Origin of the sequence: uncultured Clostridium sp., from assembly GCF_963527835.1 — a bacterium.
In the GTDB taxonomy this organism is placed as follows: domain Bacteria; phylum Bacillota; class Clostridia; order Clostridiales; family Clostridiaceae; genus Clostridium.
On record NZ_CAURTC010000004.1, the window covers coordinates 42,577 to 68,863 of the forward strand.

The 26,287-nt window shown below is 27.5% G+C and carries 31 protein-coding genes; 30 read left to right on the forward strand and 1 reads right to left on the reverse strand.

The annotated features are described in order from the left end of the window. Nucleotides 1–64 precede the first annotated feature (64 nt). The 22 genes from cdaA (at nt 65) to RYM86_RS18485 (ending at nt 19,933) form a co-directional block, all read left to right on the forward strand. The gene (gene cdaA / locus RYM86_RS03710) at nt 65–925 is read left to right on the forward strand and encodes a diadenylate cyclase CdaA (RefSeq protein ID WP_315078107.1); all 861 of its coding nucleotides are present in this window, start codon (nt 65–67) and stop codon (nt 923–925) included. Further along, nucleotides 895–2,118: a CdaR family protein gene (locus RYM86_RS03715; RefSeq protein ID WP_315077907.1), complete on the forward strand. Its 1,224-nt coding sequence runs from the start codon at nt 895–897 to the stop codon at nt 2,116–2,118. Before cdaA ends, RYM86_RS03715 begins: the two co-directional genes overlap by 31 nt. Nucleotides 2,119–2,317: 199 nt before the next feature. Continuing rightward, nucleotides 2,318–3,913: an FAD-dependent protein gene (locus RYM86_RS03720; protein ID WP_315077908.1), complete on the forward strand. Its 1,596-nt coding sequence runs from the start codon at nt 2,318–2,320 to the stop codon at nt 3,911–3,913. Nucleotides 3,914–4,086: 173 nt separating this feature from the next. Continuing rightward, on the forward strand, nt 4,087–4,995 hold the full coding sequence (gene ptb, locus RYM86_RS03725; protein ID WP_315077909.1) for a phosphate butyryltransferase: 909 nt from the start codon (nt 4,087–4,089) through the stop codon (nt 4,993–4,995). A 23-nt stretch (nt 4,996–5,018) separates the two neighbouring features. After that, nucleotides 5,019–6,086 (forward strand): butyrate kinase, encoded by a 1,068-nt coding sequence (gene buk, locus RYM86_RS03730; protein WP_315077910.1) that lies wholly within the window; start codon nt 5,019–5,021, stop codon nt 6,084–6,086. 270 nt (nt 6,087–6,356) lie between these two features. Further along, entirely contained in the window at nt 6,357–7,190 is an 834-nt protein-coding gene (locus tag RYM86_RS03735) for an AIM24 family protein (RefSeq protein ID WP_315077911.1), read from the forward strand. Nucleotides 7,191–7,272: 82 nt separating this feature from the next. Further along, complete coding sequence (locus RYM86_RS03740; protein WP_315077912.1) at nt 7,273–7,569, forward strand: YerC/YecD family TrpR-related protein; 297 nt, start codon at nt 7,273–7,275, stop codon at nt 7,567–7,569. 329 nt (nt 7,570–7,898) lie between these two features. Further along, the gene (glmM, locus tag RYM86_RS03745) at nt 7,899–9,242 is read left to right on the forward strand and encodes a phosphoglucosamine mutase (protein WP_315077913.1); all 1,344 of its coding nucleotides are present in this window, start codon (nt 7,899–7,901) and stop codon (nt 9,240–9,242) included. A gap of 848 nt (nt 9,243–10,090) precedes the next feature. Then, complete coding sequence (locus RYM86_RS03750) at nt 10,091–11,479, forward strand: phage baseplate assembly protein V (protein ID WP_315077915.1); 1,389 nt, start codon at nt 10,091–10,093, stop codon at nt 11,477–11,479. 13 nt (nt 11,480–11,492) lie between these two features. Further along, nucleotides 11,493–11,858, forward strand: coding sequence for a DUF4280 domain-containing protein (locus RYM86_RS03755; protein ID WP_315077916.1), 366 nt, complete (start codon nt 11,493–11,495; stop codon nt 11,856–11,858). Nucleotides 11,859–11,875: 17 nt separating this feature from the next. Then, nucleotides 11,876–13,327: a hypothetical protein gene (locus RYM86_RS03760; protein ID WP_315077917.1), complete on the forward strand. Its 1,452-nt coding sequence runs from the start codon at nt 11,876–11,878 to the stop codon at nt 13,325–13,327. A 30-nt stretch (nt 13,328–13,357) separates the two neighbouring features. Next, a complete protein-coding gene (locus RYM86_RS03765) occupies nt 13,358–13,882 on the forward strand; it encodes a hypothetical protein (protein WP_315077918.1) in 525 nt (174 codons plus the stop codon). A gap of 2 nt (nt 13,883–13,884) precedes the next feature. Then, a complete protein-coding gene (locus RYM86_RS03770; RefSeq protein ID WP_315077920.1) occupies nt 13,885–14,511 on the forward strand; it encodes a hypothetical protein in 627 nt (208 codons plus the stop codon). A 4-nt stretch (nt 14,512–14,515) separates the two neighbouring features. Beyond that, the gene (locus RYM86_RS03775) at nt 14,516–15,466 is read left to right on the forward strand and encodes a pentapeptide repeat-containing protein (protein WP_315077922.1); all 951 of its coding nucleotides are present in this window, start codon (nt 14,516–14,518) and stop codon (nt 15,464–15,466) included. Nucleotides 15,467–15,509: 43 nt separating this feature from the next. After that, the gene (locus RYM86_RS03780; protein ID WP_315077923.1) at nt 15,510–16,397 is read left to right on the forward strand and encodes a ribonuclease domain-containing protein; all 888 of its coding nucleotides are present in this window, start codon (nt 15,510–15,512) and stop codon (nt 16,395–16,397) included. Nucleotides 16,398–16,411: 14 nt separating this feature from the next. After that, nucleotides 16,412–16,858: a barstar family protein gene (locus RYM86_RS03785; protein WP_315077924.1), complete on the forward strand. Its 447-nt coding sequence runs from the start codon at nt 16,412–16,414 to the stop codon at nt 16,856–16,858. 96 nt (nt 16,859–16,954) lie between these two features. Continuing rightward, entirely contained in the window at nt 16,955–17,161 is a 207-nt protein-coding gene (locus tag RYM86_RS03790; protein ID WP_315077926.1) for a hypothetical protein, read from the forward strand. A 9-nt stretch (nt 17,162–17,170) separates the two neighbouring features. Beyond that, nucleotides 17,171–17,518 (forward strand): hypothetical protein, encoded by a 348-nt coding sequence (locus tag RYM86_RS03795; RefSeq protein ID WP_315077928.1) that lies wholly within the window; start codon nt 17,171–17,173, stop codon nt 17,516–17,518. 5 nt (nt 17,519–17,523) lie between these two features. Continuing rightward, nucleotides 17,524–17,946: a hypothetical protein gene (locus tag RYM86_RS03800; RefSeq protein WP_315077929.1), complete on the forward strand. Its 423-nt coding sequence runs from the start codon at nt 17,524–17,526 to the stop codon at nt 17,944–17,946. Nucleotides 17,947–18,640: 694 nt separating this feature from the next. Beyond that, entirely contained in the window at nt 18,641–19,012 is a 372-nt protein-coding gene (locus RYM86_RS03805) for a toxin C-terminal domain-containing protein (RefSeq protein ID WP_315077930.1), read from the forward strand. A gap of 1 nt (nt 19,013) precedes the next feature. Next, on the forward strand, nt 19,014–19,526 hold the full coding sequence (locus RYM86_RS03810) for a hypothetical protein (protein WP_315077932.1): 513 nt from the start codon (nt 19,014–19,016) through the stop codon (nt 19,524–19,526). 209 nt (nt 19,527–19,735) lie between these two features. After that, nucleotides 19,736–19,933 carry a barstar family protein gene (locus tag RYM86_RS18485; protein WP_399547230.1) on the forward strand — a complete coding sequence of 66 codons (198 nt, stop codon included), beginning with the start codon at nt 19,736–19,738 and terminating at the stop codon, nt 19,931–19,933. A gap of 68 nt (nt 19,934–20,001) precedes the next feature. On the opposite strand, the gene RYM86_RS03815 is transcribed toward RYM86_RS18485, so the two are convergent. Then, nucleotides 20,002–20,262 (reverse strand): hypothetical protein, encoded by a 261-nt coding sequence (locus tag RYM86_RS03815; protein WP_315077933.1) that lies wholly within the window; start codon nt 20,260–20,262, stop codon nt 20,002–20,004. Nucleotides 20,263–20,275: 13 nt separating this feature from the next. Between RYM86_RS03815 and RYM86_RS03820 the strand changes: the two genes are divergently transcribed. The 8 genes from RYM86_RS03820 to ilvN all read left to right on the forward strand — a co-directional run bounded on the left by RYM86_RS03820 (nt 20,276) and on the right by ilvN (nt 26,139). Next, the gene (locus RYM86_RS03820) at nt 20,276–20,785 is read left to right on the forward strand and encodes a hypothetical protein (protein ID WP_315077934.1); all 510 of its coding nucleotides are present in this window, start codon (nt 20,276–20,278) and stop codon (nt 20,783–20,785) included. 19 nt (nt 20,786–20,804) lie between these two features. Further along, complete coding sequence (locus tag RYM86_RS03825) at nt 20,805–21,077, forward strand: hypothetical protein (RefSeq protein WP_315077935.1); 273 nt, start codon at nt 20,805–20,807, stop codon at nt 21,075–21,077. A 146-nt stretch (nt 21,078–21,223) separates the two neighbouring features. Beyond that, nucleotides 21,224–21,490 carry a hypothetical protein gene (locus tag RYM86_RS03830; protein ID WP_315077936.1) on the forward strand — a complete coding sequence of 89 codons (267 nt, stop codon included), beginning with the start codon at nt 21,224–21,226 and terminating at the stop codon, nt 21,488–21,490. A 17-nt stretch (nt 21,491–21,507) separates the two neighbouring features. After that, nucleotides 21,508–22,260 (forward strand): hypothetical protein, encoded by a 753-nt coding sequence (locus RYM86_RS03835; protein ID WP_315077938.1) that lies wholly within the window; start codon nt 21,508–21,510, stop codon nt 22,258–22,260. A 677-nt stretch (nt 22,261–22,937) separates the two neighbouring features. Further along, nucleotides 22,938–23,297 (forward strand): hypothetical protein, encoded by a 360-nt coding sequence (locus RYM86_RS03840; RefSeq protein ID WP_315077939.1) that lies wholly within the window; start codon nt 22,938–22,940, stop codon nt 23,295–23,297. Between the two features lie 132 nt (nt 23,298–23,429). Further along, entirely contained in the window at nt 23,430–24,491 is a 1,062-nt protein-coding gene (locus tag RYM86_RS03845; RefSeq protein WP_315077941.1) for a leucine-rich repeat domain-containing protein, read from the forward strand. A 186-nt stretch (nt 24,492–24,677) separates the two neighbouring features. Next, nucleotides 24,678–25,091, forward strand: coding sequence for a hypothetical protein (locus tag RYM86_RS03850; RefSeq protein ID WP_315077943.1), 414 nt, complete (start codon nt 24,678–24,680; stop codon nt 25,089–25,091). Nucleotides 25,092–25,629: 538 nt separating this feature from the next. After that, on the forward strand, nt 25,630–26,139 hold the full coding sequence (gene ilvN, locus RYM86_RS03855) for an acetolactate synthase small subunit (RefSeq protein ID WP_315077945.1): 510 nt from the start codon (nt 25,630–25,632) through the stop codon (nt 26,137–26,139). The last annotated feature ends 148 nt before the right edge of the window (nt 26,140–26,287 follow it).

The following is a 26,287-nucleotide window of genomic DNA, read 5'->3' on the forward strand; positions in this document are numbered from 1 at the left end:
ATATATAATAATTAAGGTTTTGATGTATAATTTTATATATATACAAAAGGTGGAGGTGATAGTGTTGCAAGATTTTATATCACTAATAATAAAAAGTTTAAGTAATATATCTTTATGGTCAATACTAGATATATTGGTAGTTTCCTATATATTTTATAAAGGGTATATGCTTATTAAAGAAACAAGAGCAGAACAATTATTAAAGGGTATAGCATTAATCATAGTGTTAATACCAATAAGTTATTTATTAAAATTAGATATGTTGTATTTTATCTTAAATAAGACACTTACAATTGGGGTATTATCTGTAATTATAATTTTTCAACCAGAGATTAGAAGAGGACTAGAGCATATAGGTAGATCAGCTTTTGAAGATGTACATTATGCTAATGACAAAGAAAGTATAAATATAGCTATAAATGAAATAGTTAATGCTGTACAGAATTTATCAGAAACTAAAACAGGATCATTAATAGTAATGGAACAAAAAACAGGTCTTGCAGAGATAGTTTCATCAGGAACAATATTAGATGCAAATGTAAGTTCAAATCTTTTAGAAAATATTTTTGTAGTGAATACACCACTACATGATGGAGCAACAATAATTAGAAATAATAAAATATTAGCCTCAGGATGTGTTCTTCCTTTGACTAATAATAATAATATTAATAAAAAGTTAGGTACTAGACATAGAGCAGGATTAGGACTTTCAGAAGTTTCCGATGCTTTAATAATCATTGTATCTGAAGAAACTGGAGTGGTTTCATTAGCTATAAATGGTAAATTAAGTAGAGGATACGATAAAGAAAGATTGAGAAATATATTATCAAATATAATTGAAAATAGAAATAAAAATAAAAAAAATGTAAAGGATGCTAAAGAGAGGGTGAGATCATGGGTAAAGGGAATAAAAATAAATCATTAGTAGCGAAGCTTATTTGTTTACTTTTATCTTTTGGTCTATGGCTGTATATATCAAATGTAGAAAACCCGGTAAGAACCTATGAATTAAAGGGAGTACCAGTAGAACTTATAAATAGAGAAAGTATTTCAACGTCTAATTTAGCTATAGTAGGGGATGAAAGTTTTACAGTTGATTTAACTTTAGAGGGAGCTACAAGTGAAATAACAAAAGCAAAAAAAGATTCTTTTAAATTAACAGCGGATATGAGTTCATATGCGTTAAAAAATGGAGAAAATATAATCCCTATTCAAATAGTAAGTTATCCTCAAAATATAAATATAAAAAACAATGGATTTTTAGGGATAAAGATAAAGCTAGAAACATTAATAACAAAAGACGTTGCATTAAAATCTCAAGTTAATATAACTTATAAAGAAAATATCTATAAAAAAGATTTAACTGTATCTCCACAAAAGGCAACTATATCTGGTCCAGAAAGCCAAGTGAATAAAGTTGATAGAGGCATTCTTGTAGGAAATATAGAAAATATAGAAAAAGATATTAATAAAAAATTCCCTATTAAATTTGTAACTAAAGATAATAAAGAAGTTAAAGGAATTACTTCTAATGCTGATGAAGCTGAGTTAAATATAAAAGTTAATAATGGGAAAACAGTACCTATAAATATAAAAACTACAGGAAATTCAAATGAGGGTATATCTATAGAAAGTATGGTTGCAGAACCTAAATCAGTTCATATTATAGGTGAGGATAGAATATTAAATAGTATAAATTCTATAGATACACAAGAAATTGATATAAGTAACATTACTGCTGATGCTGAAGTAAATACAAATTTAAACTTACCAGATGGGGTTACTATGCAAGAGAATAGCCAAAATGTTAAAGTGAAATTTTCAGTTAAAAAAGCACAAGAGGTAACAAAGAATATTTCATGTGCAGTTGAATACACTAACTTAAATCCTAATTTAATTATTGATTCTTCAAAATCCACGGCTAATGTAAGTATCTCAGGATTGGAATCAGTTATAAATGGTATAACGGAGACAGAACTTAAGGCTACGGTAGATTTATCAAATATAAGCGAAGAAGGTACGTACACTTATAAACCTTCTGTTATCAGTATTAACAATAGGACAGATTTTAATATATTATCAGTAGATGAGGTTCAGATAGTTTTAAAAAATAAATAATGAAAATAGCCACAACTTATTTAATTGTGGCTATTTTTTATGTTATAATCGGTTAAACTTGTAATTGAAATGTGTTTTAATAAATGGTTTATATATGCATAAGTAAAGTGGACTGAGTGATTAGAAGGTCACTTTGTATATTGCGTATATCAACATTTAACAAAACATAAATTATTAAAAGCAAAATAGGAGAATACATATGAGTATAAGAATAAATAATTTAACTTTAAGTATAGATGATAATAAAGAAGTATTAGTAAAAAAAATATGTAAAAAACTAAAAATATCTGATAAAGATATAAAAAAATTAACAATAATAAAAGAAAGTTTAGATGCAAGAAAGAAAAATGAAATAAAGTTTAATTATTGTGTGGATATAAAGTGCGATAATGAAAAAAAAATAGTATCTAAAATAAAAGATAATGATGTAAGACTTCAAGAAGATGACAAAGGCCTACAGATTGAAAAAGGTGATGCTAAGCTAAATCATAGACCTGTTATAGTAGGCTTTGGACCAGCTGGAATGTTTGCAGCATTAACTTTAGCTAAGAATGGATATAAGCCAATTGTATTTGAACGAGGAGAAGATGTTGATAGCAGAACAAATGCTGTTAAAAGTTTTTGGGAAAATGGAAAGTTAAATATTGAATCAAATGTTCAATTTGGTGAAGGGGGAGCAGGGGCATTTTCTGATGGAAAATTAACAACGAGAATAAAGGATCCTAAATGTGCTTATATATTAGATGAGCTTGTAAAGGCTGGAGCACCAGAAGAAATTAAATATTTAGGAAAGCCACATGTTGGAACAGATATTTTAAAGGGCGTTGTAAAAAACATAAGAGAACAAATCAAGGAACTTGGTGGAGAAATTCATTTTAATTCTAAATTAGAAGATATAAGATATGCAAATAATAAATTAAAAAGTATAACTATCAATGGAAAGGAACTAGATTGTGAAGCTTTAGTTTTAGCCATTGGACATAGTCCAAGAGATACATATGAAATGCTATATGAAAGAGGAGTTTCCATGGAAGCTAAGCCTTTTGCAATAGGAGTTAGAATAGAACATCCTCAAGAGTTAATAAATATTAGTCAATATGGAGAATATCATAATCATCCAAGGTTAGGTTCAGCAGAATATAGATTAACTTATCAAAGTGACAACTTAAAAAGAGGGGTATATTCTTTCTGTATGTGCCCAGGAGGAACTGTTGTAGCTTCAGCTTCAGAGGAAGGAAGACTTGTATCTAATGGAATGAGCTATCATGCTAGAAACTTAGCTAATGCCAATTCAGCATTAGTTGTAACAGTTTCTACAGATGATTTTGAGGGCGATTCACCTTTAAGAGGAATGGAATTTCAAAGACATTATGAAAGTTTAGCATTTAAATTAGGTGGAGGAAATTATAAAGCACCAATACAGTTGCTAGGAGATTTTATGAATGATAGACCTAGTACAAAGCTTGGAAGTGTTATTCCAAGTTATTCACCTGGATATGAATTTAAAGAATTAAAAGAATGTTTACCTAGTTATGTTGTAGAAGGAATAAAAGAAGGTATACAAAATTTTTCAAAAAAAATAGAAGGATACGGAATGGAAGATGCAGTTTTAACAGGAATAGAAACTAGAACATCAGCTCCAGTTAGAATTCACAGAAGCAAAACACTTGAAAGCATAACGGTGCAAGGCCTTTATCCAGCGGGAGAAGGAGCAGGATTTGCAGGAGGAATAGCTTCATCAGCAGTTGATGGAGTTAAGGTAGCACAGATGATAATAAATCAATTTACTTGTTAAATTTTCTAATTTAATTAAATAGTCTTAATATTCTAAAAAAGGGCAATATTAAGTTATTTTTTGTTACAATAAAGGTAATAAGTAAAAAATGTATTTTAATTAAAAACTAAGAAGAAAAATTAAAGTTAAATATAGACAGAATAATTATTATTAGAATAAGAGGTGCATGTATAATGAGTAAAAACTTTGATGATTTATTATCTAAATTAAAAGCAACTAAAAAGAAAAAGTTATCAGTAGCAGTAGCACAAGATGAACCAGTTTTAGAAGCAGTAATGGCGGCTAAGGAAAAAGGAATAGCAGATGCAATATTAGTTGGGGATCAAGAAAAAATAAGAGCAATAGCAGAAAAAATAAAAATGGATTTAACTCAATTTGAAATAATTCATGAACCAGATATTAAAAAAGCAGCATTATTTGCTGTTCAATTAGTATCAAGCGGAAGAGCAGACATGGTTATGAAAGGTTTAGTAGATACAGCAACATTCTTAAGAAGTGTTCTTAACAAAGAAATAGGTCTTAGAACAGGTAAAGTTATGTCTCACGTATCAGTTTTTGAAATTGAAGATATAGACAGATTAATATTCTTAACAGATGCTGCATTTAATACTTACCCTGATTTAAAAGCTAAAATTCAAATTGTAAATAATTCTGTAACAGTAGCTCATGCTTGTGGAATAGAAGTTCCAAAAGTAGCTCCAGTATGTGCAGTTGAAGTTGTTAATCCAGATATGCCTGCAACAATAGATGCATCATTATTAACTACTATGAATAACAGAGGACAAATAAAAGGTTGCATAATAGATGGACCTCTAGCATTAGATAATGCTTTATCAGAAGAAGCAGCTCATCATAAAGGTATTACAGGACCAGTAGCAGGAAAAGCAGATATCATATTATTACCTAATATAGAAACAGGTAATGTAATGTATAAATGTTTAACTTACACATCAAAGAGTAAGAGTGGTGGTCTACTAGTTGGAACATCAGCACCAGTTATCTTAACTTCAAGAGCTGATAAATTTGAAACAAAAGTAAATTCTATAGCTTTAGCAGCATTAGTTGCTGAAAACGCTAAATAAGATTATTTTGGGGGTATTATTTAATGTCATATAAATTATTAATTATTAATCCAGGATCAACTTCTACAAAAATAGGAGTTTACGAAAACGAAAAAGAATTATTTGAAGAAACATTAAGACATACTAATGAAGAAATAAAGAGATATGAAACTATATATGATCAATTTCAATTTAGAAAAGATGTAATATTAAATATTCTTAAGGAAAAAGAGTTCGATATAACTACTTTAAGTGCAATAGTTGGAAGAGGCGGAATGCTTAAACCAGTAGAAGGCGGAACTTATTCTGTTAATGACGCAATGATAGAAGATTTAAAAGTAGGAGTACAAGGTCCTCATGCTTCAAATCTTGGAGGAATAATAGCAAAATCAATTGGTGATGAATTAAATATACCATCATTTATAGTAGATCCAGTAGTTACTGACGAATTAGATGACGTAGCAAGATTATCAGGAGTTCCAGAACTTCCAAGAAAGAGTAAATTCCATGCTTTAAATCAAAAAGCAGTAGCTAAGAGATATGGTAAAGATAGCGGAAAAGGATACGAAAACTTAAACTTGATAGTTGTCCATATGGGTGGTGGAGTTTCTGTTGGAGCTCACAAACAAGGAAAAGTAGTTGACGTAAACAATGCTTTAGATGGTGACGGTCCATTTTCACCAGAAAGAGCTGGAGCAGTACCAGTAGGTGATTTAATTAAAATGTGCTTTAGCGGACAATATACTGAATCAGAAGTATACACTAAGATAGTTGGAAAAGGTGGATTTGTTGGATACTTAAACACTAATGATGTTAAGGGTGTTATAGACAACATGGAAGCTGGAGATAAAGAATGTGAAAAGATATATAAAGCATTCCTTTATCAAATAACAAAAACTATTGGAGAAATGGCAGCTGCATTAAATGGACAAGTTGATCAAATATTATTAACAGGTGGAATTGCATATTCACCAACACTTGTTCCAGATTTAAAATCAAATGTAGAATGGATAGCTCCAGTAACTGTATACCCAGGAGAAGATGAATTATTAGCATTAGCACAAGGTGCTATAAGAGTTCTTGACGGAGAAGAAAAAGCTAAGATTTACTAAGATAGATATTAAGAGGTCATATCAAAAGAAATTTTGATATGACCTCTTTTATGCTTTCGCTTAATGTTTGTATATACAATGTCAATTTACCTATTGTATATATATTTGAAACATGCTATTAAATTCATCACATATTATAATTTTAGATTTAAAGAAGTTGAGAACTGACTTTGGAATGTTATTGATCAAATCTATAGTATAAATGAATAATAAACGATAATAAAGTCAAGGTTATTAGATAATTATTATAATATTAAAGGGGGAACTATTTTGAGAAGTTCTTTAAATATAACTAACAAACTAACAATGTTAACTGAAATGGAAAATGATTCGAAATTTCAAATTTTAGAATATAACGATTTAAGCGGGGCAACAGATTTAGAAACAGCTTTTGGATTAAATGTAATTAATGAAAGTAAGATAAAGTTAAAACAAATAAGAATAATACTTGATGATAGCTCAGTGAAGCTAGAATCAGGTCTTTTGAGTTACATGAAAGGTAATATAGATATTAAAAGTGATATAGGTGGCGTATTTGGGTTAGGTAAGAAATTTATTACCAGTAAATTAACTGGTGAAACTATGTTCAAGCCAATTTATAAAGGTTCAGGAGAAATATTTTTAGAACCGTCATTTGGTCACTTTGCTTTAATAGAATTAGAAGATGATGAAATAATTATAGATGATGGATTATTTTGTGCTTGTGAAAATGGAATAGAAGTAGGAGTATCATTACAGAGAAATATATCTTCAGCTTTTTTAGGAAATGAAGGTTTATGTCAAACTAAAATAAGCGGAAATGGAATAGTAGCATTAGAAATTCCTGTTCCAGAGACTGAAATATTTAAATGTATATTAATAGATGATACATTAAAAGTAGATGGGAATTTTGCAATTTTAAGAACTGAAAATATTGAATTTTCAGTAGAAAAATCGTCTAAATCTATTACAGGTGCTATAACAAGTGGTGAAGGTTTTGTTAATGTATATAGAGGTACTGGAGAAGTGTGGCTTATTCCAACAAAATCTATATATGATGATATGAGAACTAAGAGCTTTAAAGAGATGACTAAGCCAAGTAGAGAAAGAAATACAGAAAGTTAATGCTTTTATATATTAAAGTTGTAAAGAAAAGAAGTTAAAGTTATAATATTTAAAGATGAAATAATTAAAGAGGTGAGAGATAATGAGTTCGTCAGATTCGAAAATCAAAAGTGAGGAATTAGACTTATTGTTTAAAGGAATTTTAGAACTTGAGAATATAGATGAATGTTATAATTTTTTTGAAGATGTTGCTACAATCAATGAGATAAAATCATTAGCCCAAAGATTTCATGTTGCTATGCTTTTAAAGAGTAAAAAAACTTATACTGAAATCGCAGAAGTTACTGGAGCTAGTACAGCTACTATAAGTAGGGTAAATAGATGTTTAAATTATGGCAGCGATGGTTATAAGACAATTTTAGGAAAATTAGAAAAATAAATTTATTGAATTATGCTATAAGTAATAAAAATTGCTTATAGCATATTTTAGTAGAATTTTAATAGAAGTAGAATGTTGATATATGTATAAACACATATTTAAAATAAAGCCTTTTAATTAAAATGTGGTTTATATACTTTTTATTATGAATACATATATCTGTCAACATAGGCCTAAAACATTGTCAATATTGATGAAAAACATTATACTATTATATATACAAAATTAAAAAAATTATCAACTTAAATAGATAATTATCAAATTTACTATTATTTCATAATAATATAGTAATTAGATATATGAGATAATAAAAAAAGCGAGGTAAAAATATGGATAGAATGTTTGGAACTGATGGAGTTAGAGGAATTGCTAATACTGAGTTAACAGCTCAAATGGCTTATAACTTAGGTAGAGCTGGTGCATACGTTTTAACAGAAGGCGCACATAAGCCAAAAATATTAGTAGCTAAGGATACAAGAATATCAGGGGACATGCTAGAGTCTGCTTTAGTTGCAGGTATATTATCAGTTGGGGCAGAAGCAGTAATATTAGGAGTAGTTCCAACACCAGCAGTTGCATATTTAACAAGAAAATATGATGCAGATGCAGGTGTAATGATATCAGCTTCTCATAATCCAGTAGAATACAATGGAATTAAGTTCTTTAATGACAAAGGATATAAACTTTCTGATGAATTAGAAGACGAAATTCAAAGAGTAATTGAAAGTGATTTTGAAGGAGTACCAAGTCCAATAGGAATAGACTTAGGAAGAGAAAGAATCGAAGTTGCTGCATTAGAGGATTATACAGAATTTGCAAAGCAAACAATTCCTTATAATTTAAAAGGAATGAAGATAGCATTAGATTGTGCTAATGGTGCATCTTATAAATCTGCTGTAAAGGCATTTAGAGATTTAGGTGCTGATGTTTTTGTGATTAACGATAATCCAGATGGAACTAATATAAATAAAAATTGTGGTTCAACACATCCAGAAGAACTTATGGAGTATGTTGTTAAAAAAGGCTGCGATTTAGGATTTGCATTTGACGGAGATGCTGACAGATGTTTAGCAATTGATGAGAATGGTAAATTAATAAATGGTGATTTTATATTAATGTTATGTGCAAATTATCTAAAAGAAATAGGAAAACTAAAAGAAGACACTTTAGTTGTAACTGTTATGAGTAACTTAGGATTAGATATTGCATGTAGAGGATTAGGAATAAAGCTTGAAAAAACAAAAGTTGGAGATAGATACGTTCTTGAAGAAATGATTAAGGACAACTATGTACTAGGTGGAGAACAATCAGGCCATGTTATATTCTTAGACTACAATACAACTGGAGATGGACTAGTTACAGCTCTTCAAGTTGCAGCAATAGTTAAAAAGAAAGAAAAAACATTATCAGAATTATGTTCTGTAATGAAAGAATTACCACAAGTTTTAGTTAATGCAACTGTTCCTAATGATAAAAAGAACATATACTTAGAAGATGCAGAAATAATTGAAGCTATTAAAGAAATAGAAGCAAAATTAAATGGTGTAGGAAGAGTCTTAATAAGACCATCAGGAACTGAACCATTAGTTAGAGTTATGCTAGAAGGTGAAAACCAAGCAGAAATAGACGAAATGGCTCATGGGTTAGCTAATTTAATTTTATCTAAAATATAAAGGATAGTTTATGTTGTAGCCACATGTTGATATATTTATAGGTAAAGCTGGACAGAGTAATTCGACTTAAGAACACTAAAATATATATAGTCCCATTTTAGCTTGTTACCAATGTAAAATTGTTACAAGCAGTAAATGGGACAATATCCATTAAGGGTTCTAAAAGTCAAATTACAAAGCCATTTTACCTATTTAATATATCAACATTTATTTGCAACACAAACATTAACCTAAAAAGCAAATTCCAATGCCATTTCTCATTATATTAAAACATAAACATTAATTCGATTTTAATATAAGGCTATATTTTAGTAGAGTGTTGATATATGTATAAACAAATTGGACAGAGTAATTGAACTTAGGAATGCTAAAATGAGTATAGTCCCATTTTAGCTTGCTCCCAATATGAAATTGAGACAAGCAGTAAATGTGAATATAAAAAGGAAACTCGACTGCGCTGAGTAAGTTCGAGAAACAAAATATAAAATTTTGACTCTCACTTAACTATTCTCAAAGCCCAATTCCAATGCCGTTTTGTCTATTACATATATCAACACATATTTAAAACAGAACCTAATAAATTTATAAAGAACCATCATAAGGTGATTAAGAATCATTTTGTGATGGTTCTTTTTTATTTTGATAATTATTAATTAGTTTTTTTAATAAATAGGTGAAAGTGAAAATAATAAAAAAATACAGTTATATTTAAGTTTTGTTAAAAAAACATAAGGAAATTTATTAAAAAAGTTAAAGAATACTATAAAAATACCGAAATGTAAATAAATAGATAAAATAATAAAAAATTCAATTTAAATTAATTGATAACTAAATATAGGAGGTTAAATATGAATGATGCTATAACTTATAATGAATTAAAGGTATCTACTTTTGAGTTACTTTATATTAAGGATTTAAAGATAAATGCTGAAATCAATAAACATAGTACATTAAATTTAGTTGGGATATTACCACAAGAGAAAGAAGATAAGGATATTAATACAAAGTGTAATACTCCAATTGAAGTTTATACATTAGAAGGAGAAGAAAGGAAACCTTTATATTTTGGAATAATCACAGAAATAAAAATTAAGAGGGTTTCAGAATATTTTGAATTGCATGTAAAAGCTAAAAGCTACACTTATTTAATGGACATTACAAGAAGAACACGTTCTTTTCAAAATAAAGATTTAAGTATATATGATTTTATAAAAAGTATCACAAATAAATATATTCACGGATCATGCAATATAAATATATCTTATCAAACAACAAATAGAGTATGGCTTCAATATAACGAAACAGATTGGGAGTTTGTAAAAAGGATTGCATCTTATTATAACGTTGGTCTTTTTCCACATAGCACTTTAGAAGGAGTTCATTATTATTTAGGCACACCAGATGAATACCCTAAAAGTATAGAAGCTTATGAATATACTGTTACTAAATTAATAAAGGAATATGAAAAAATTAAAGAAAATGATTTACCAGATTCTGATGAAAATCAATATATAAATTATAACGTAAAAAGTCATGATATTTTAGAATTAGGTGCTTGTGTTAATTTTAAGGGGCATTTTTTTTATATCTCTAAATTAACTTATGAAATAGAAGATGGAATATTAGAAACTACTTATGATTTACAAACTAGCCAAGGACAAAATCAATGCAGAATATACAATGAAAAATTACAGGGAATATCATTAGAGGGAACTGTCACTGATGTTTCAAGTGATCAAATAAAAGTAAAACTAGATATAGATGGAAAAGGTGAAAATAGTGATTACTGTTGGTTTAAATATTCAACTATAGCTGCATCACCTGATGGCAGTGGGTGGTATTTTATGCCTGAAATTAATGATAGGGCAAGAGTATATTTCCCAACTCATGATGAAAATGAAGCATTTGCAATAAGCTGTATACATAAGATAAATGCAGATCCATCTGTTAAGTATATAACAACTATAAATGGTAAAAAAATAATTTTTAGTCAAGATAGTATTACAATATCAGCTAATGATAGCGCAACAATTACTTTAAGTAGTGGAGGGGGAATAAGTATATCTGGAGGAAGTATTAGTTTAAATGCAAGCGAAAATATTTCTATTAGAGCAGAAGACAGTGTTGTTGTATCAGGTAAAGATAATGTAGAGCTTAGTTGTGATAAAGGTGGAAAAGTTACTTTAGATAATGGCGGAAATATAGTACTTAATGGAACAAAGGTGAAAATTAATTAAGGGGGCATGATTCATGGGAATATCATATGTCGTGGATAAAGCTAAGATAAAGTGCTCTAAGGCAATTGGAGAAAGTGTACTAAATAAATCACCAGATAATGAAAACTTAGAACTTCATGGAAAAGTAATGCTTACAATTGCAGATAATAAACCAGATATAAATATTACACCATTTCCACTATGCGAAAGCAAAAAAAATCCTGAAGTTATTAAGAATGGGATGAAGCCAGTACCATGTAAGCCATCCATATGTAATAAATGGATAAAAGGTGAAAAAGATGTGTATTTGAATGGAGAGTTGGCATTAAATAGTGGATGTGAATTGACTTGTTTATATGGTGGATTAATAAAGATATCTGATGATGGTCAAAGAAAGTAATAAAGGAGGTAGTTTAAATGATTATGAATTATGAAAATATACAGGTAGAACTACCATATGAAATTTTACAAATTGAAGATTTAAACTTTAAAGCAGAAATTAATGAACATCATACCTTTAATATTAAAGCACTTATAGATGAAAATAATGTGGATAAATACTTAAATGAAGATACAGAAAATAAACAAATTAAGCTTATTATAAACAACAATATAATTTATGTTGGAAAAATAATTGAACTTAAAATAAGCTGTATTAATCATTTATCATACTTAAGCATAAAATCAATATCTTATTCTTATAATTCAGATATAAAAAGAAATAACCATGCTTTTATAGATTTAAAATCTACATATGAGAATGTAATTAATGAAACATTGAGTAAATATAAAAATTATATCTTTAAAGACAATATAACAGATGGAAAAAGTATTGATAATTTAATTGTTCAGTATGAAGAAACAGACTTTGAATTTTTAAAACGCCTAGCATCACATTTTAAAAGTGTACTTGTAGTAGATAGTGGCAGTGATGTAATTAGATTTCATTTTGGCGTAGAAACTATAAGTAATAATTATGTTTTAGAAAATTCATTTAATGAAATAGAGAATAAATTTGATTTTTTTAATACTATGCAGAGTATCACAAAGGACTGTTTATATGAACAGAATTTTATAGGATGGAAGTTAGATAATAAAGAATATTTTCCATTAGGAACTGAGTTTACTTATTATGGTCAAAAGGTTTGTGTATATAAGGTAGAGATGAAAATTAAAAAAGGTGAAATCATTTATACATATGAATTGAAATTTCTAAAAGGAATAATTACAGAATATAAGATCAATCATAAGCTTAAAGGAGCAAGTTTGGAAGGTATTGTTAAGAATGTAAAAAATAATGAAATGCAAATTCATTTTTGTATAAATGATAATTATAAAGATGATGCAAGTAATAAGTGGTTTGATTATTGCAGAGAAACAAGCAATTTTTATGTTATGCCTATGGTAGGAAGTAAGGTTCACATTACTTTTTTTACTGGTGATGAAAGAAAAGTTAATGTAACTAATGCCATAAGAAGTGCTGGAAGTAATGCTAAATATTATAACAAAATATCAAATCCAAGTAATAAATCTTATTCTACAGAAAATGGACAAGAACTTTTAATGTCACCAGATATGATTCAAATAGCTCAAGATGACGGAAAAAGTATTCAGGTTACATTAAGTAGTAATGGAAGTGTGAGTATATCAGGAAGTAATATAAATTTATCTGCTAGTAAGAAAGCTGAGGTTGGAAGTAAAGCACCTTTCAATGCTAAGAAAAATCCAGTAAAACCTAAAAGTATAAGCATATCGGCAAAAAATTGTGTAACTATAACTAGAAGTGTAGGAAGTAGTGTAAATCCAAGTGAGGTTATCCAACTTAAAGAAGAAAATAATATAAAAGGTATCGCAAAACTAGGAAGATAAAATAAATTTTTATTAGGAGAGCAGTTATTTATGAAGTATTTTGAAATGATACAAGATAACAGAATAAGTTATGATTACAAAATTGAAAATTTAGAGTGGGAAAAACTAGATACAGATGAGGAAGAAAAAGAAATAGTAGGTATAGTTTCTTTTAAGGGAAAAGAAGAATCATTGCCATATTTCATAGCTTATAAAAAATATTTTTTTGTTTCTGCAGCGTTAAAAAAAGTCATGGAAATGTATAGTGAGGATTTAAAGTTTAATTTAGTTATGTTTAATAATATAGAAAATAAAATTCAAAAAGAATATTATGATGTGGAATCTCCATTAATAGAGGGTTTGAGTGATAACTCAACTTATCATAAAGATCATTCAGTAGATAAAAAAATAATAAAGTATGAAAAAGTTAAAGAATATCCTGCATTTAGATTAAAAGAAATGGAGACTACACAATTTTCACCAAAGCATATTTTTGTTCATTTAGATATTGTTGAAAGTGCTATTAGAAGAGAACTTTGGGGAATGATTTTTGAAGAAATTCAGGTGGAGGAATAGAAATGTCTTTTTTAGATGAAAAAATTGCTAAATTGCAAAAAATTAAAAAGGTAGCTAAAAAGAGAGAAATTTTAAAAGCCCAGCAAAAAAACATAGAAGAAGAAATATTGCCTGAAATACCTCAAGAAGAAGTTACTTTAGCTATAGAAAATGGAAAATTAGATTATAATGGTGTGGAATTTGAATTTGAAAATAAAGATTGCTTTGACGGAATGATTACTTTTCCTATAATTAAAAATTTTTTTGAGGATTATTTAGAAGATGAATCAAAATATTTATGGAATAAAGAAAAGAATTTAAATATTTTATTAAGCAAAATAAATATTGATGATAAAGATAGGCAGATGGTTGATTTTAATATAGTCCTTGAGCAGTTATTAAAGAAAAATAAACTTTATGTGGAATGTTCAAGTATTACAGAAGATTTATATATGAATTATCCAAGAAACATAATAAAGCTTAGGATGCCAACGGCTTATGATTACATGTATCAATACATTGAAATGATAGATTTAGGAAAGCAATGTATAATATTAGTTTTTTCATGTTTAGAAAAAGATAAGAATAAGTGGGAAAAAATCATGATAGGAATATCAGAGCTTATTAAAATTAATGAGGGAGATAAATAGATTCATGAAGGAAATTGAAGAAAAATTTTTAAAGGAAGAAGCGAAACCAGTTTTAGAGAAATATAAAGAAAAAGTACTTTTAAATATATTAGAAAATGAAGATAAACTAAAGAATCAAATATTAGAGGCTTTAATAAAAATAGCTGATAAATCAAAGAAAAATGAAGAATTTAAAATAAAATACATAGATTTTTCAATACTTAAAATAGGAATTTTAAATAAAACTTATGATGTAACAGCAATTGCTTATGGTAAAGAGTGGTATGCAGGAGACATGATATATGAAGTGTTTAGTATAGATTATATTTTTCAGGGGTTAGAAGAAATTAGAAAAAATTTACACCAAAAAATAAAGAAATATGTAGGAAAAATAAAAGCTTGTAGTGTAGATCAATATATTTTAAGGCAAGTTGCTGGTTACAATGAATACTTAACATATTATTTTATTAAATATCTTAAGCAATATGATGAAGAAATTAGCTTTAATGAAATGAATAAATACGAAACATTGAGGATTAGCTATGGAGACTATAAGGATTACTCCCAAACAGTATATTATTATGATGATTCTGAGAAAAATGAAGATATTTTTAAAGAAGAGCTAAAAGATAATAAGATAGAAAAATTGGTATTTAGTCATTGGACAGGCTTAAAAGCAGAGAATTTTAAAATTGAAAATCAAGATATAACATGTATGAATTTAAAAAGATCGCATTTGCAAAGTTTTATCTTAAAATCATGTAAAGCTGTTGGATTAAATTTAAAAGAAGCTAAATTAAGTAAATGTCGCTTTATATCTAGTGATTTAGGAACAACAGATTTTAGTTCTAGCATTTTAGAAGATGTAGTTTTTGAGGATTGTATTTTAAGAAATACAAAATTTAAAAATGCTAAGTTAATCAATGTATATGCCATAAATAAGGGAAAAGCTGTAAGGCTTGAAAATAAAAAATGATTAAAAGTTAATAATCTAGTTTTTAGAGAGGAGGAGATTATTAATGGAAATAGCAATAGGAATAGGGTTAGCAGTAATTGCATGTGCAATTTCATCGCTTTTTGTTAGTGCTAATCAAAAATCTTCTGAAGGATTAAGTAATGCAATATTAGAATTTGCAGAAGAATCATTTGAAACATTAAAGTTTGGAGTAGCATTGATTGCATCTTCTATATCTGGGAGTAAAGAAGAAATTAATTGTGATATTAAGGAAATGACAAGTGCTGTAGCAAATTCATCAATAGGTAATTCGGCAAGTAGACTTTGTGATATAATTAATACAACACAAAATGATATAACAAGTTCAGTAGTAGATAAATGTTGGGCTCCAGAAGTAAGTGGACCGAGTATAGAAGTATTTCCAGCAAATAATGATGAGGGAATAATTATTACGGATATACCAGTAACAGAAGTGCCATCAATTACTGTATTAGATACTCCAGCAATGGTAGAGACACCAAATAATGTAGAAGTATTTCCAGAGCAGAGAGTTGAAATACCAATAATTATAGATTTTCCAGCAGAGAAGCAGAGTGAGAAGGATAATATTATTTTTATTGAGGGAGATACTAAGAATATTGATGATATTCCTTGGATTACTTTAAAAAGTTTGCCAATTGATGAAGAAAGAGCATTATTAGATTCATTAAAACATGTTGATGCTAGAACAATACCTAATGGTAGTTTATCGAGAAGATGGGCAATTCCTTTTAGAAATAGAGATGGAGATTTACCATCTGGGAGTTATCGAGAATATAGAGTTGCACCACCATCAGGAATTAATAATGCAGGACCTAGAAGAATAGTAAAAAATATAGATACTGGTGAAGTATATTATACTTGGACACATTATGGAGATGCTGGAGAACCCGCATTTGTTAGGATTAGATAAGGAGGGTGTAGAAAATGAAGTTGTTAAATGGAATATGTTGTATTAGTAGTAAAGATAATAGTTATGTGTATAAAGATTTAGAAGATACAGGGTATAATATATATAATATTAAAGGTAATGACATTAAATCTATTGAAGATTTATTTGAATGGTTTAAAAAAGAGTTGCCACAAGATCCTCCACTTTCAGGAAAGGTTAATTTTGATGCCTTAGTGGATTCACTTTGGGGAGGGTTTGATTATCAGGGAAAAGAAAAAGTAGCAATTATATGGACTAACCCAATGAAGTTAATGAAAAAAGATAAAGATAGATTTAGGATGTTAATTGAGTGTTTAAAAGAATTAGCTGAAACTCTTACATTGAAAGAATATGGAATTAATAAGCCTATATTTCTTAAAATAATTTTAGTGGAAGATGATAATTTGTTTGTAGAACTTAATAAATTAATTAAGGAAATATAAGATAATGCTATAAAAAAGGCTTGGATATTTTAAATGAATAATATAATTATTATAAAGAGAAAAAATAAATATATATTATAATTAAAAATAGAGTTAATGATTTCTAATCAGAGATACATTAACTCTATTTATATTCAAACTAAAACAATCAATACAACGCAAATAGACATACCTAATATAGCAGATATATCTAATATAGAGATATTCCCATCAGATGATGGATTAAATGTGCCTAGTATAGAAACATTCCCAATATATGATGATGTTGATATACCTAATATAGAAACATTTCCAATGGATTAATCTGATGAGATGGATAATATTATTTTTATTGATGGTACAGATAATATTATATTTAAATCAACAGAGGATGCTGCTAATGTTATAGGAATGAATTTGAATGGAACAGTAACAGTAACACAACTGAAAAATGGATGGAAAGTAGAAATACCAAGTGGCAGAAAACCAATTGTTGTAAGAATAATGAATGAAGGTTCTGGTGGCAGAACAAAACCATATTTTAGAGTTGGTATTGATGGAAAAGGTTCATTAACTTTAGATGGAGTATTATCTAATGATAGAGGATTGACACATATTGATATGACTGATGATTATTTAGAGCAAATTATGAATATGATAAATAAATATTTAGGGAAGTGAGAGAATTGAAAGAAAGTGAATTACAAAACAAATTAAATGAATTATGGGCAGGGGTGATTGAACTTTTTCAAATTAATATTTTAAAGAATACAATAAGTTTTATAATAAAAGTTATTGAAGATGGACAAGAACATAAATACAATGTAGTTTTCAATGGAGTTTCTTCTTACTATTTTGTTCATGATAGTGGAGAAAGTAGGTATAATCTATTTGATCCAGAAGATGATGATTATTTGGAATTAACATCAATTGACTATTATAAAAATGGTTTAGATATTAAAATGAAATCTTTCACAGAGGAATGGGCTAAACAATATTATTCTAATACAAATTTTGTATTAGAAATATGGAGTTCAATATTATTTATTGAAGCCAAAAGTGTTACGATTAATAAAGAAACATTTGAAGTAGGATATTCAAAAAAGTAATAGTGAAGATGCTTATATCTTAGAAAAATACTTGAAACTATTAATTTAAATGAAAAATTAATAATAGAAGATGCAGGATATGGATATTATAAAAAGACCTCAGATTATGATAAGACTAATTTATATGCTAGAATAGGAATATGTATAATTTTTGATAAGTATCCTGCACTTGATAATAATATTCTTATAGAAAAAGAATATTTAGAAAATCTTCAGATATTATTTGATAAATTTGATGAAATTAGAGATGAAAATAAGAAAAAAATATAATTCAATTTATGAAGAATTTAGTTGAATATATATTAAAAAAGAACTACAGTTTTAATTAAATAAAGATTTTAGAAGGTTATTAATAATGAATATAATGTTTAAATTTTTACAGGCAGAAATTAATTCACAGGAATTATATGATGAAATATACAGATTTATAGTTTCAAACAATATTCGTAACGGTGAATAATAGGGCTAATGTTTCTAATTAAAGAGATATTAGCTCTATTTATATTTAAATTATATTAAGATAATTAATACAACATAAAATGATATAATAAGTTCATCAATAGATAAATGTTGGGATCCAGAAGTAAGTGGACCGAGTATAGAAGTATTTCCAGCACATAATGATGAGGGAATAATTATTGCGGATATACCAGTAACAGAAGTACCATCAATTACTATATTAGATACGCCAGCAATGGTAGAGACGCCAAATAATGTAGAAGTATTTCCAGAGCAGAGAGTTGAAACACCAATAATTATAGATTTTCCAGCAGAGAAGCAGAGTGAGAAGGATAATATTATTTTTATTGAGGGGGAAAGTAATTATACAAGGATTACAGCTAAAGAAGCTAGAAAACTCGCAGAAAATATTGGTTTTAAAAAGATAAATGAAACTTCTCATGGCCAACCTGTATTTTATAATAAGAAATTAAAAAAATATATAACACCAGATGTTGATCGTCACAATGGAGGTGTATGGAAAATGGCAGATTCAGTGAAAGAGTTAGCAAGTAAAAAGACTAGGCTTGGAACATATGATGCTAAATTAAATAGGATAGGTGATTAAAATGGTAAAATATAGAATATCGAAATATAATCCTAAATTTAGAGATGAAGATGGATGTTATACTAGAGAAGAATGGACATCAATTAGTGATGTGGGTGAATATATTAATGGGGTTAAGGTGTCTTTAGAAGAGTACTTAGACACGGAGAGTAGATATATAAAAGCTTTAAATAGTGTATTGAATGATTTACATATAAAATATTTATATGTAATGGAATTAGAAAGACAAGATGATATAATAAATAATGATTATGTTTTTGAGGGATTTACAGTTAATGTAGCAGATACAGTGAATTCTATTAAAGAAGGACAAGAATTGAATCGAGAAAAAATAAATTATGTTGTTCAAGCTATATTAAGAGAAATGTTTTGGTGTGGCCTATATTCTAGAACAACTCATATAATAATTAAACCGGGGTATGATTTTTATATCAATGTTATATGTCCTCAATTATCACAAAATGTAATTGAAAGCATAAGTAATTTAGGCTTATATATAGAAAAAATAAAATAATATTATTGTGAGCCAGCATACCACTAACAATGGTCACTGCTGGATTTGTTTTTATAAGAAATAAAAGGAAAACTTCCAGAAAATTTTATTACAAAAAATCAAGTTATAGCTCTAGGAGGAAGGAAAAGGACGGAAATTTAGGTAAAGTCGAATCAGTTAAGAGTATAGGCGGAGATTTATTTAGAATAGGCAAGGTAAGTTAACTAGAAATTAAAAGACTAGAATTACCAGAGTATTATGGTAATAATCTGGATGCACTATGGAATTGTATTACTGGATGGATAGATTTATCGATAAAATTGGAATGGTTAAATTTTAATGAGAGTCAAGACAAGCTTGGAGATTATGTTCAGAAACTTTTAGAAGTTTTCAAAGAGGCTGATGAGGAGATCGATGGATTTAAATGAAGTATTAACATATATTATAAGAGCTAATATTTCTAATTAAAGAGATATTAGCTCTATTTATATTTAAATTATACTGATATAATCAATGCAACACAAAATGATATAACAAGTTCAGCAGTAGATAAATGTTGGATTCCAGATGGTATAAATGAACCTACAATTGAGGTATTTCCAGCATATGATGGAGTAGACATACCTAATATAGAAGTATTCCTAGTAGATAATATAGCAGATATACCTAATATAGAGGTATTCCCATCAGATGATGGATTAAATGTGCCTAGTATAGAGACATTCCCAATATATGATGATGTTGATATACCTAACATAGAAACATTTCCAATGGATGAATCTGATAAAATCGATAATATTATTTTTATTGATGGTACAGTTGATGATATATTTAATAAAGGTAAAACAGTTCTTGATAATTTTAATATTGATAATGCATATGTGAAACCTAAACATTTGTCTACAACAAAAGGAAAGGGACAACAATTTTTAGGTAATACTAAGATAGGGGCTGAAGAAATTTTTAAAAAAGGTAAGAATGTATTAGATGGATTTAATATTGATGATGCTTATGTAAAACCAAAGCATCTATCAACAAGTGGTGGTAAGGCTCGTAAATTCTTAGGAGATAGCAAAATCGCAGCAGAAGAAATATTAAAGGATGCATTAACAAATGGAAAGATAATTTCAATTACTGATAATGGTGTTACTAAGATTGGAAAAAATAGTTATGAAATAATAATAGATGCTGGAAAAACAGTTGGAACTAGAGGTGAAACATCGATTAAGATAATTTTATCTGAAGATGGAGGAATGCTTAGTGCTTATCCAGTAAATTAATGAAATGGAGAGATGAAAAATGGATATTTTAAAAAAATTTTTGCAAGCTGAAATTTATTCGAAAGAAATGTATGATGATATTTGTAATTTCATAAATTCATATGAAATAAGAAGAGGAGAGTTTGAAGGAAATGAATATATTATAAAGAAAATTGATAGAGATAATTTTATATTATATCCTGAATACGATGATGGAGAGGATGGAATTCAGATACCATTTGCTATGTCAATTTATAAAAATAAATTATTTGAAGAGATAGAAAGATACTCCAAGGAAAAAGGGATAAACTAAATTGAGTTTAATGAATTAGATATAGTAAGAGTGTTAATAGTAAAGGCAAGGGATTACATACACTAAAGGTTGATATTGATGAGAATGGAAATGTTATTTGTATTGAGGGAGTAAGTAAAGCTGTTACAGGAAAAACTAAAAAATATGTGCCAGATGCAGGTAAATGGACACCGACTGGAAATACAAAAAGTGAATGGTTAAAGGAAAATAACTATAGTACAAAATGGAGAAATCCAGCAAAAGATCAACTAAGGAATAGACAGGGGAATCCAGTAAGTATGGATTTAGTAGACGAAAATGGAAATATTATAGGTAGAATAGATAAAAACTATAGAGTTAATGGCAAAGTAGTTCCTGAACATGCTCATCTGGATAGTGATATTGATAATGTCCATCACTGGTTTGATGATTAAAATATTGGAGGTATATTATGTATATAATTAGAGCGTTTGGAATGCTAAGTCGTGAGGAACAAGTGAAGATTTTAAAAGCTTTTGAAAGTCAAGATGAGGAAATGTTTTTTCCTTATTTTGTTCCGGGGTTAGGTGAGCAAACACCGGAAGAAATAGAATGCCTTGTGGAAGAGGTGTCAGAAGATTTCTCAAAGGACTACTTTGAAAAAACTTATTATGTATATGATGAAGTTAAATTAGTTATTAATAAGAAAATAGAGAAATTAATAAGTGATTACCTAGAAAATAATATAGTTACTAAAGTTGATTCTATTGAGAAACTAAAGGACAGTGTTAGGCAAGGAGATTTACAAAATGTTGATAAAAAAGTAGCACATGATATAAAACATACTATTGGCTATGAATTACTCTTAAATAATTATGATAAGAAAGAATACGAGGAAATGAAAAAGAGAAAGGTATTTGAAAACACAGTTATGTTTGATGAGCAAGGTAGGCATTATGAAGATGATGAGATAATATGGTGGTACAGCCTTAAAAATACTGAAGATTTATGGAATGAAATCATGCGTGTTTGCGGAAAAAGCATTATTGTAGCAGATAAAAATAAGCCATTTGATCTCCACAGTTATGCACTTGTATATGTTGAAACAGCAAATGATTATGATTTGTTAATATATACAAAAAAAAATACAGAGTTTGAGAAAATAGTTGTACCTAAGATAGTAGAGATTAATAGAGATATTGTAAAGTATATAGAAAAATACTAGGTAGTATTTCCAACATCCCACTAATAATGATCAGTGTTAGTTTTTTTGCCTAAAAATAAATATACAAAATATTTTTAAGCGTTAAATAAATGAAATTGAAATTATCAGATATAGAAATAATTAATTTATGAAATGAAGTATCAGATTTTGATACATTAAAAATAATAAAAAATTATAATACAGCTAATGTTCCTAATCAAAGAGACATTAGCTTTATTTATATTTAAATTATACTGAGATAATCAATGCAACACAAAATAATATAATAAATTCAGCAATAGATAAGTGTTGGGCTCCAGAAGTAAGTGGCCTAAGTATAGAAGTATTTCCATCACATAATGATGATGGAATAATTATTACGGATATACCAGAAGTAGCAGAATTATTAAATTCAAATGGTAAAGTAGATAAAATTAAAAAATAGTTTTAAAAATACTCTGCTACTATTTCTGTTTTCTCTGAAGGGAAATTATAATCAATAAGAAAATCAAATATACAATAAATACTTGAGTAATTAATACAACACAAAATGATATAATAAGCTCAGCAGTAGATAAATGTTGGGATACTGAAGTAAATGGATTGAGTATAGAAGTATTTTTAATACATTGTGATGCCTAACATAGAAAGAATAATCAAGTGTGAACAAATATTGTGGAAAGGATAGGTAAGTAACTGTGAATATAGAATTTTTAGAAAATAAATTAGCAAGTTATAAATTTCAATATCCAGAGCCATTTTTAAAAGTCATAAAATTAAATTTAGTAGACTTTGACCTATGGTATATAATGGATGAAGAAAGAGTGATAAATAGATTAAAAGGACTTATAGAAAGGTATCCAAATAGAAAACTTATACCTTTTGCAAGAAGAGATGATAATGATGATATAGCATGTTTCGAAGTAAATAAGGGTGAAAGAGTTCAGATAATACATGATTTTGCATCAGTAGGATATGAGCAAAGAAAAGAATATAATTGCTTTTGGGATTGGTTAACAGAAGCTATTAAAGTAATGATTGAATACAATAAAGAATAATATAATAGATGATTAACTAAATGCAGTATTCTCTAAGGATACGATAAATAGAGTTTTAGAGCAACAATACAAAATGTTAGAATAGCAAGTAACTGCATAAAATCTAAACAGAAATAATTTGGAGAAATAATTATGAAGGTACTTTTTTTAGATAAACAATTTGAATATGAAATAAGAAAAAAAATTAGAAAGTTAAGTGGAGATATTGAAGTAGAAGATTTAAAAAGTATTATTGAATTAAAAATTATACACTATAGTGATGAACACCAAATAGCTAGCTTAGAAGGGATTCAATATTGTGACAATTTAAGAAAGCTTGAATTAATGGGAACTTATTTAAATGATATTTCATTAATAAAGAATATTAAGAAGCTAGAGTATTTAGATTTAAGTGATAATAATATAAAAGATATTAGTTTTATATGTAATATAAAGACTTTAAAGTATTTAAATTTAAGTGGAAATCCAATAAAAAATATAGATTATATTAATGATATAAGAAGTTTGGAGCGTATTAATTTAGAAAGAACAGATTGTGCAGTTCCTAACTTAAGCAATCCAGATAAAATAGTATCATTTGGTTTGCCACAAAATTGTTTTGATTTAGAATTTTTAAATAGATATAAGAATTTAAAAGAGATAACTTTACCAAGTTGCTTAAAAACATTAGAAGTTATAAAAGAGTTTAAAAACTTGCATAATGTAGAAAGTTTATCTATAAATAATAGCAAAGTAAGTGATTTAACTCCATTGTCTAATTTAAAAAGATTAAGGAAATTGGATTTGTTTGCCAATAATTTGAATGATATTTCTCCAATTCATAATTTAAAAGAATTAATTAGTATTAATGTAGGTATAAATAAAATCTCAGATATTTCATGTATAGAATCATTAATAAATTTAGAGTATTTTATAGCAGAACAAAATCTAATTAAAGATATAACTCCATTAAAAAATCTTTTTCAATTAAAAGAATTAAATTTAAGTGGGTGTCGAGTAAGTGATATTTCGCCATTAGAAAAGCTAAAAAAATTAGAAATCTTAAATTTAGAAGATAATTTATTAACTAATATAAATGGAACTGAAAAATTAGATAAGTTAAAAGAAATTAATTTAGAATATAATGAAATTAATGATATAGAAATGTTAAGAAGACTTCAAGAGGAAAGACATGATTTAGAAATAATATTATAATTATAAAAAGATTTAATGTTTCAATTAAAGAACATTAGATCTTTTTTATTTTTAAATTTAGAATATTCATTTTTAAACAGATTCAATAAGAATAAAAATCAAGTTTTTTGTTTATAGAATAGCAACTGTGAAACTAGGGTATAAATAAGATGATATTCAAAGTATATGCTAAGGAGGGAAAAGCTTATGAGTATAGTTCCATATAATGAATATTTATTAGTTATGCCAAATGGTGATACAAAGGGATTTAATGATTTAGAATCAGCAAAAGCTTATATAAATATATATTATGAAAGAGTTATAGATCATAAAATTGACAAAAACGACTATAATGATGCAACAGAAATTGGAGCAGAAGAACCAAGAAGAAATATATGTACTCAATTAGGAGTAGCTGAAGGACGATGTGAAGTTTATAGTATAGATAATTTTATAGAAGTTGTAAGAAATCAAGTAGTTTTTGAAGAGGAAAGAGAGGAAATAATCTCAAAATTATTAACAAAGGAAATAAGTTTCAATGTCTATGATTATAATTTAGATACTATATTACCTGATATTGAAACTATAGATATGATGGAGCCTTATGGTGATCCAGATTAATGATAAAAATCTCTGAAAATTATGTATGCTATAATGTTTAATAAATATACGCAATAGAAATCATTATGATAATATATAATATGTATTGATTAAAAATTATCAATAAAATAGCTGTTTTATTGACTAATTGAGAAATATATATCGAAAAATATTCCTTAATATATAAGTTTTGTAAAAATAATCTACGATTGTTGACTTTGATATTTTATAAGAGTAAACTTTAAAAAAGCAAAAGTTAATATGTCTTAATCATTAAATGTGGAGACGGAGACGATTATATAGTAATATAAGTTTTCAGAGAATCGATGGTTAGTGTGAATCGATACTTTAGCTTTATAGTTATCACTCCTGAACAGAATCACAGAACAGTATTTATTATATATTATTAAGTAAGTGATTTCCGGTGTGCACCCGTTATATGCAAGGGTTTGTTAGAACCTAGTGATATTTTATATAAGCGGAGATTAACCACTTTTTATGATTTGTATCATTAAAAGTGGTTTTTTGTTTTAAACAAATTTTACGGAGGTATGATTTTATGAGGAAATATGTATTATCCGTTTTAGTAAAGAATTCATCTGGTGTATTAAGTCGGGTTTCAGGATTATTTTCAAGACGAGGATATAATATTGACAGTATAACAGCAGGAAGAACAGAAGCTCCTTTAGTATCTAGAATGACGATTACTTTAAGCGGAGATGATGATGTTTTAGAGCAAGTGAAAAAGCAATTAAATAAACTTGAAGATGTTATAAGAGTAATAAATATCACTTCTGATGATTCCGTTTATAGAGAATTAGTACTTATAAAAGTTAAAGCAAGCGGAGATAAAAGAGCAGCAATTAATGAAACAGCAAAGATATTTAGATGTAAAGTAGTTGATGTTTCACCAAATACTTTAACTATAGAGCTGACAGGTGATGAAAATAAAATATCAGCATTAATAAAACTTATGGAGGAATATGGAATAGAAGAGATGGTTAGAACAGGGATAACTGCTCTTCAAAGGGGAAATTCAACAATTAAAAATTCAATTGAGGAATATTAAAACATTTGCTTAAAATTAAAAAATATGTAGGTAAAGAAATAACATTAATGATTAAGTACTAAAAATGGGACAAACTATATTTAATCAAGTTATTAAAAGTTTGATTCCATACTAAGTCATGGGGCTAAAGATAAACTAGGTCAAAAAC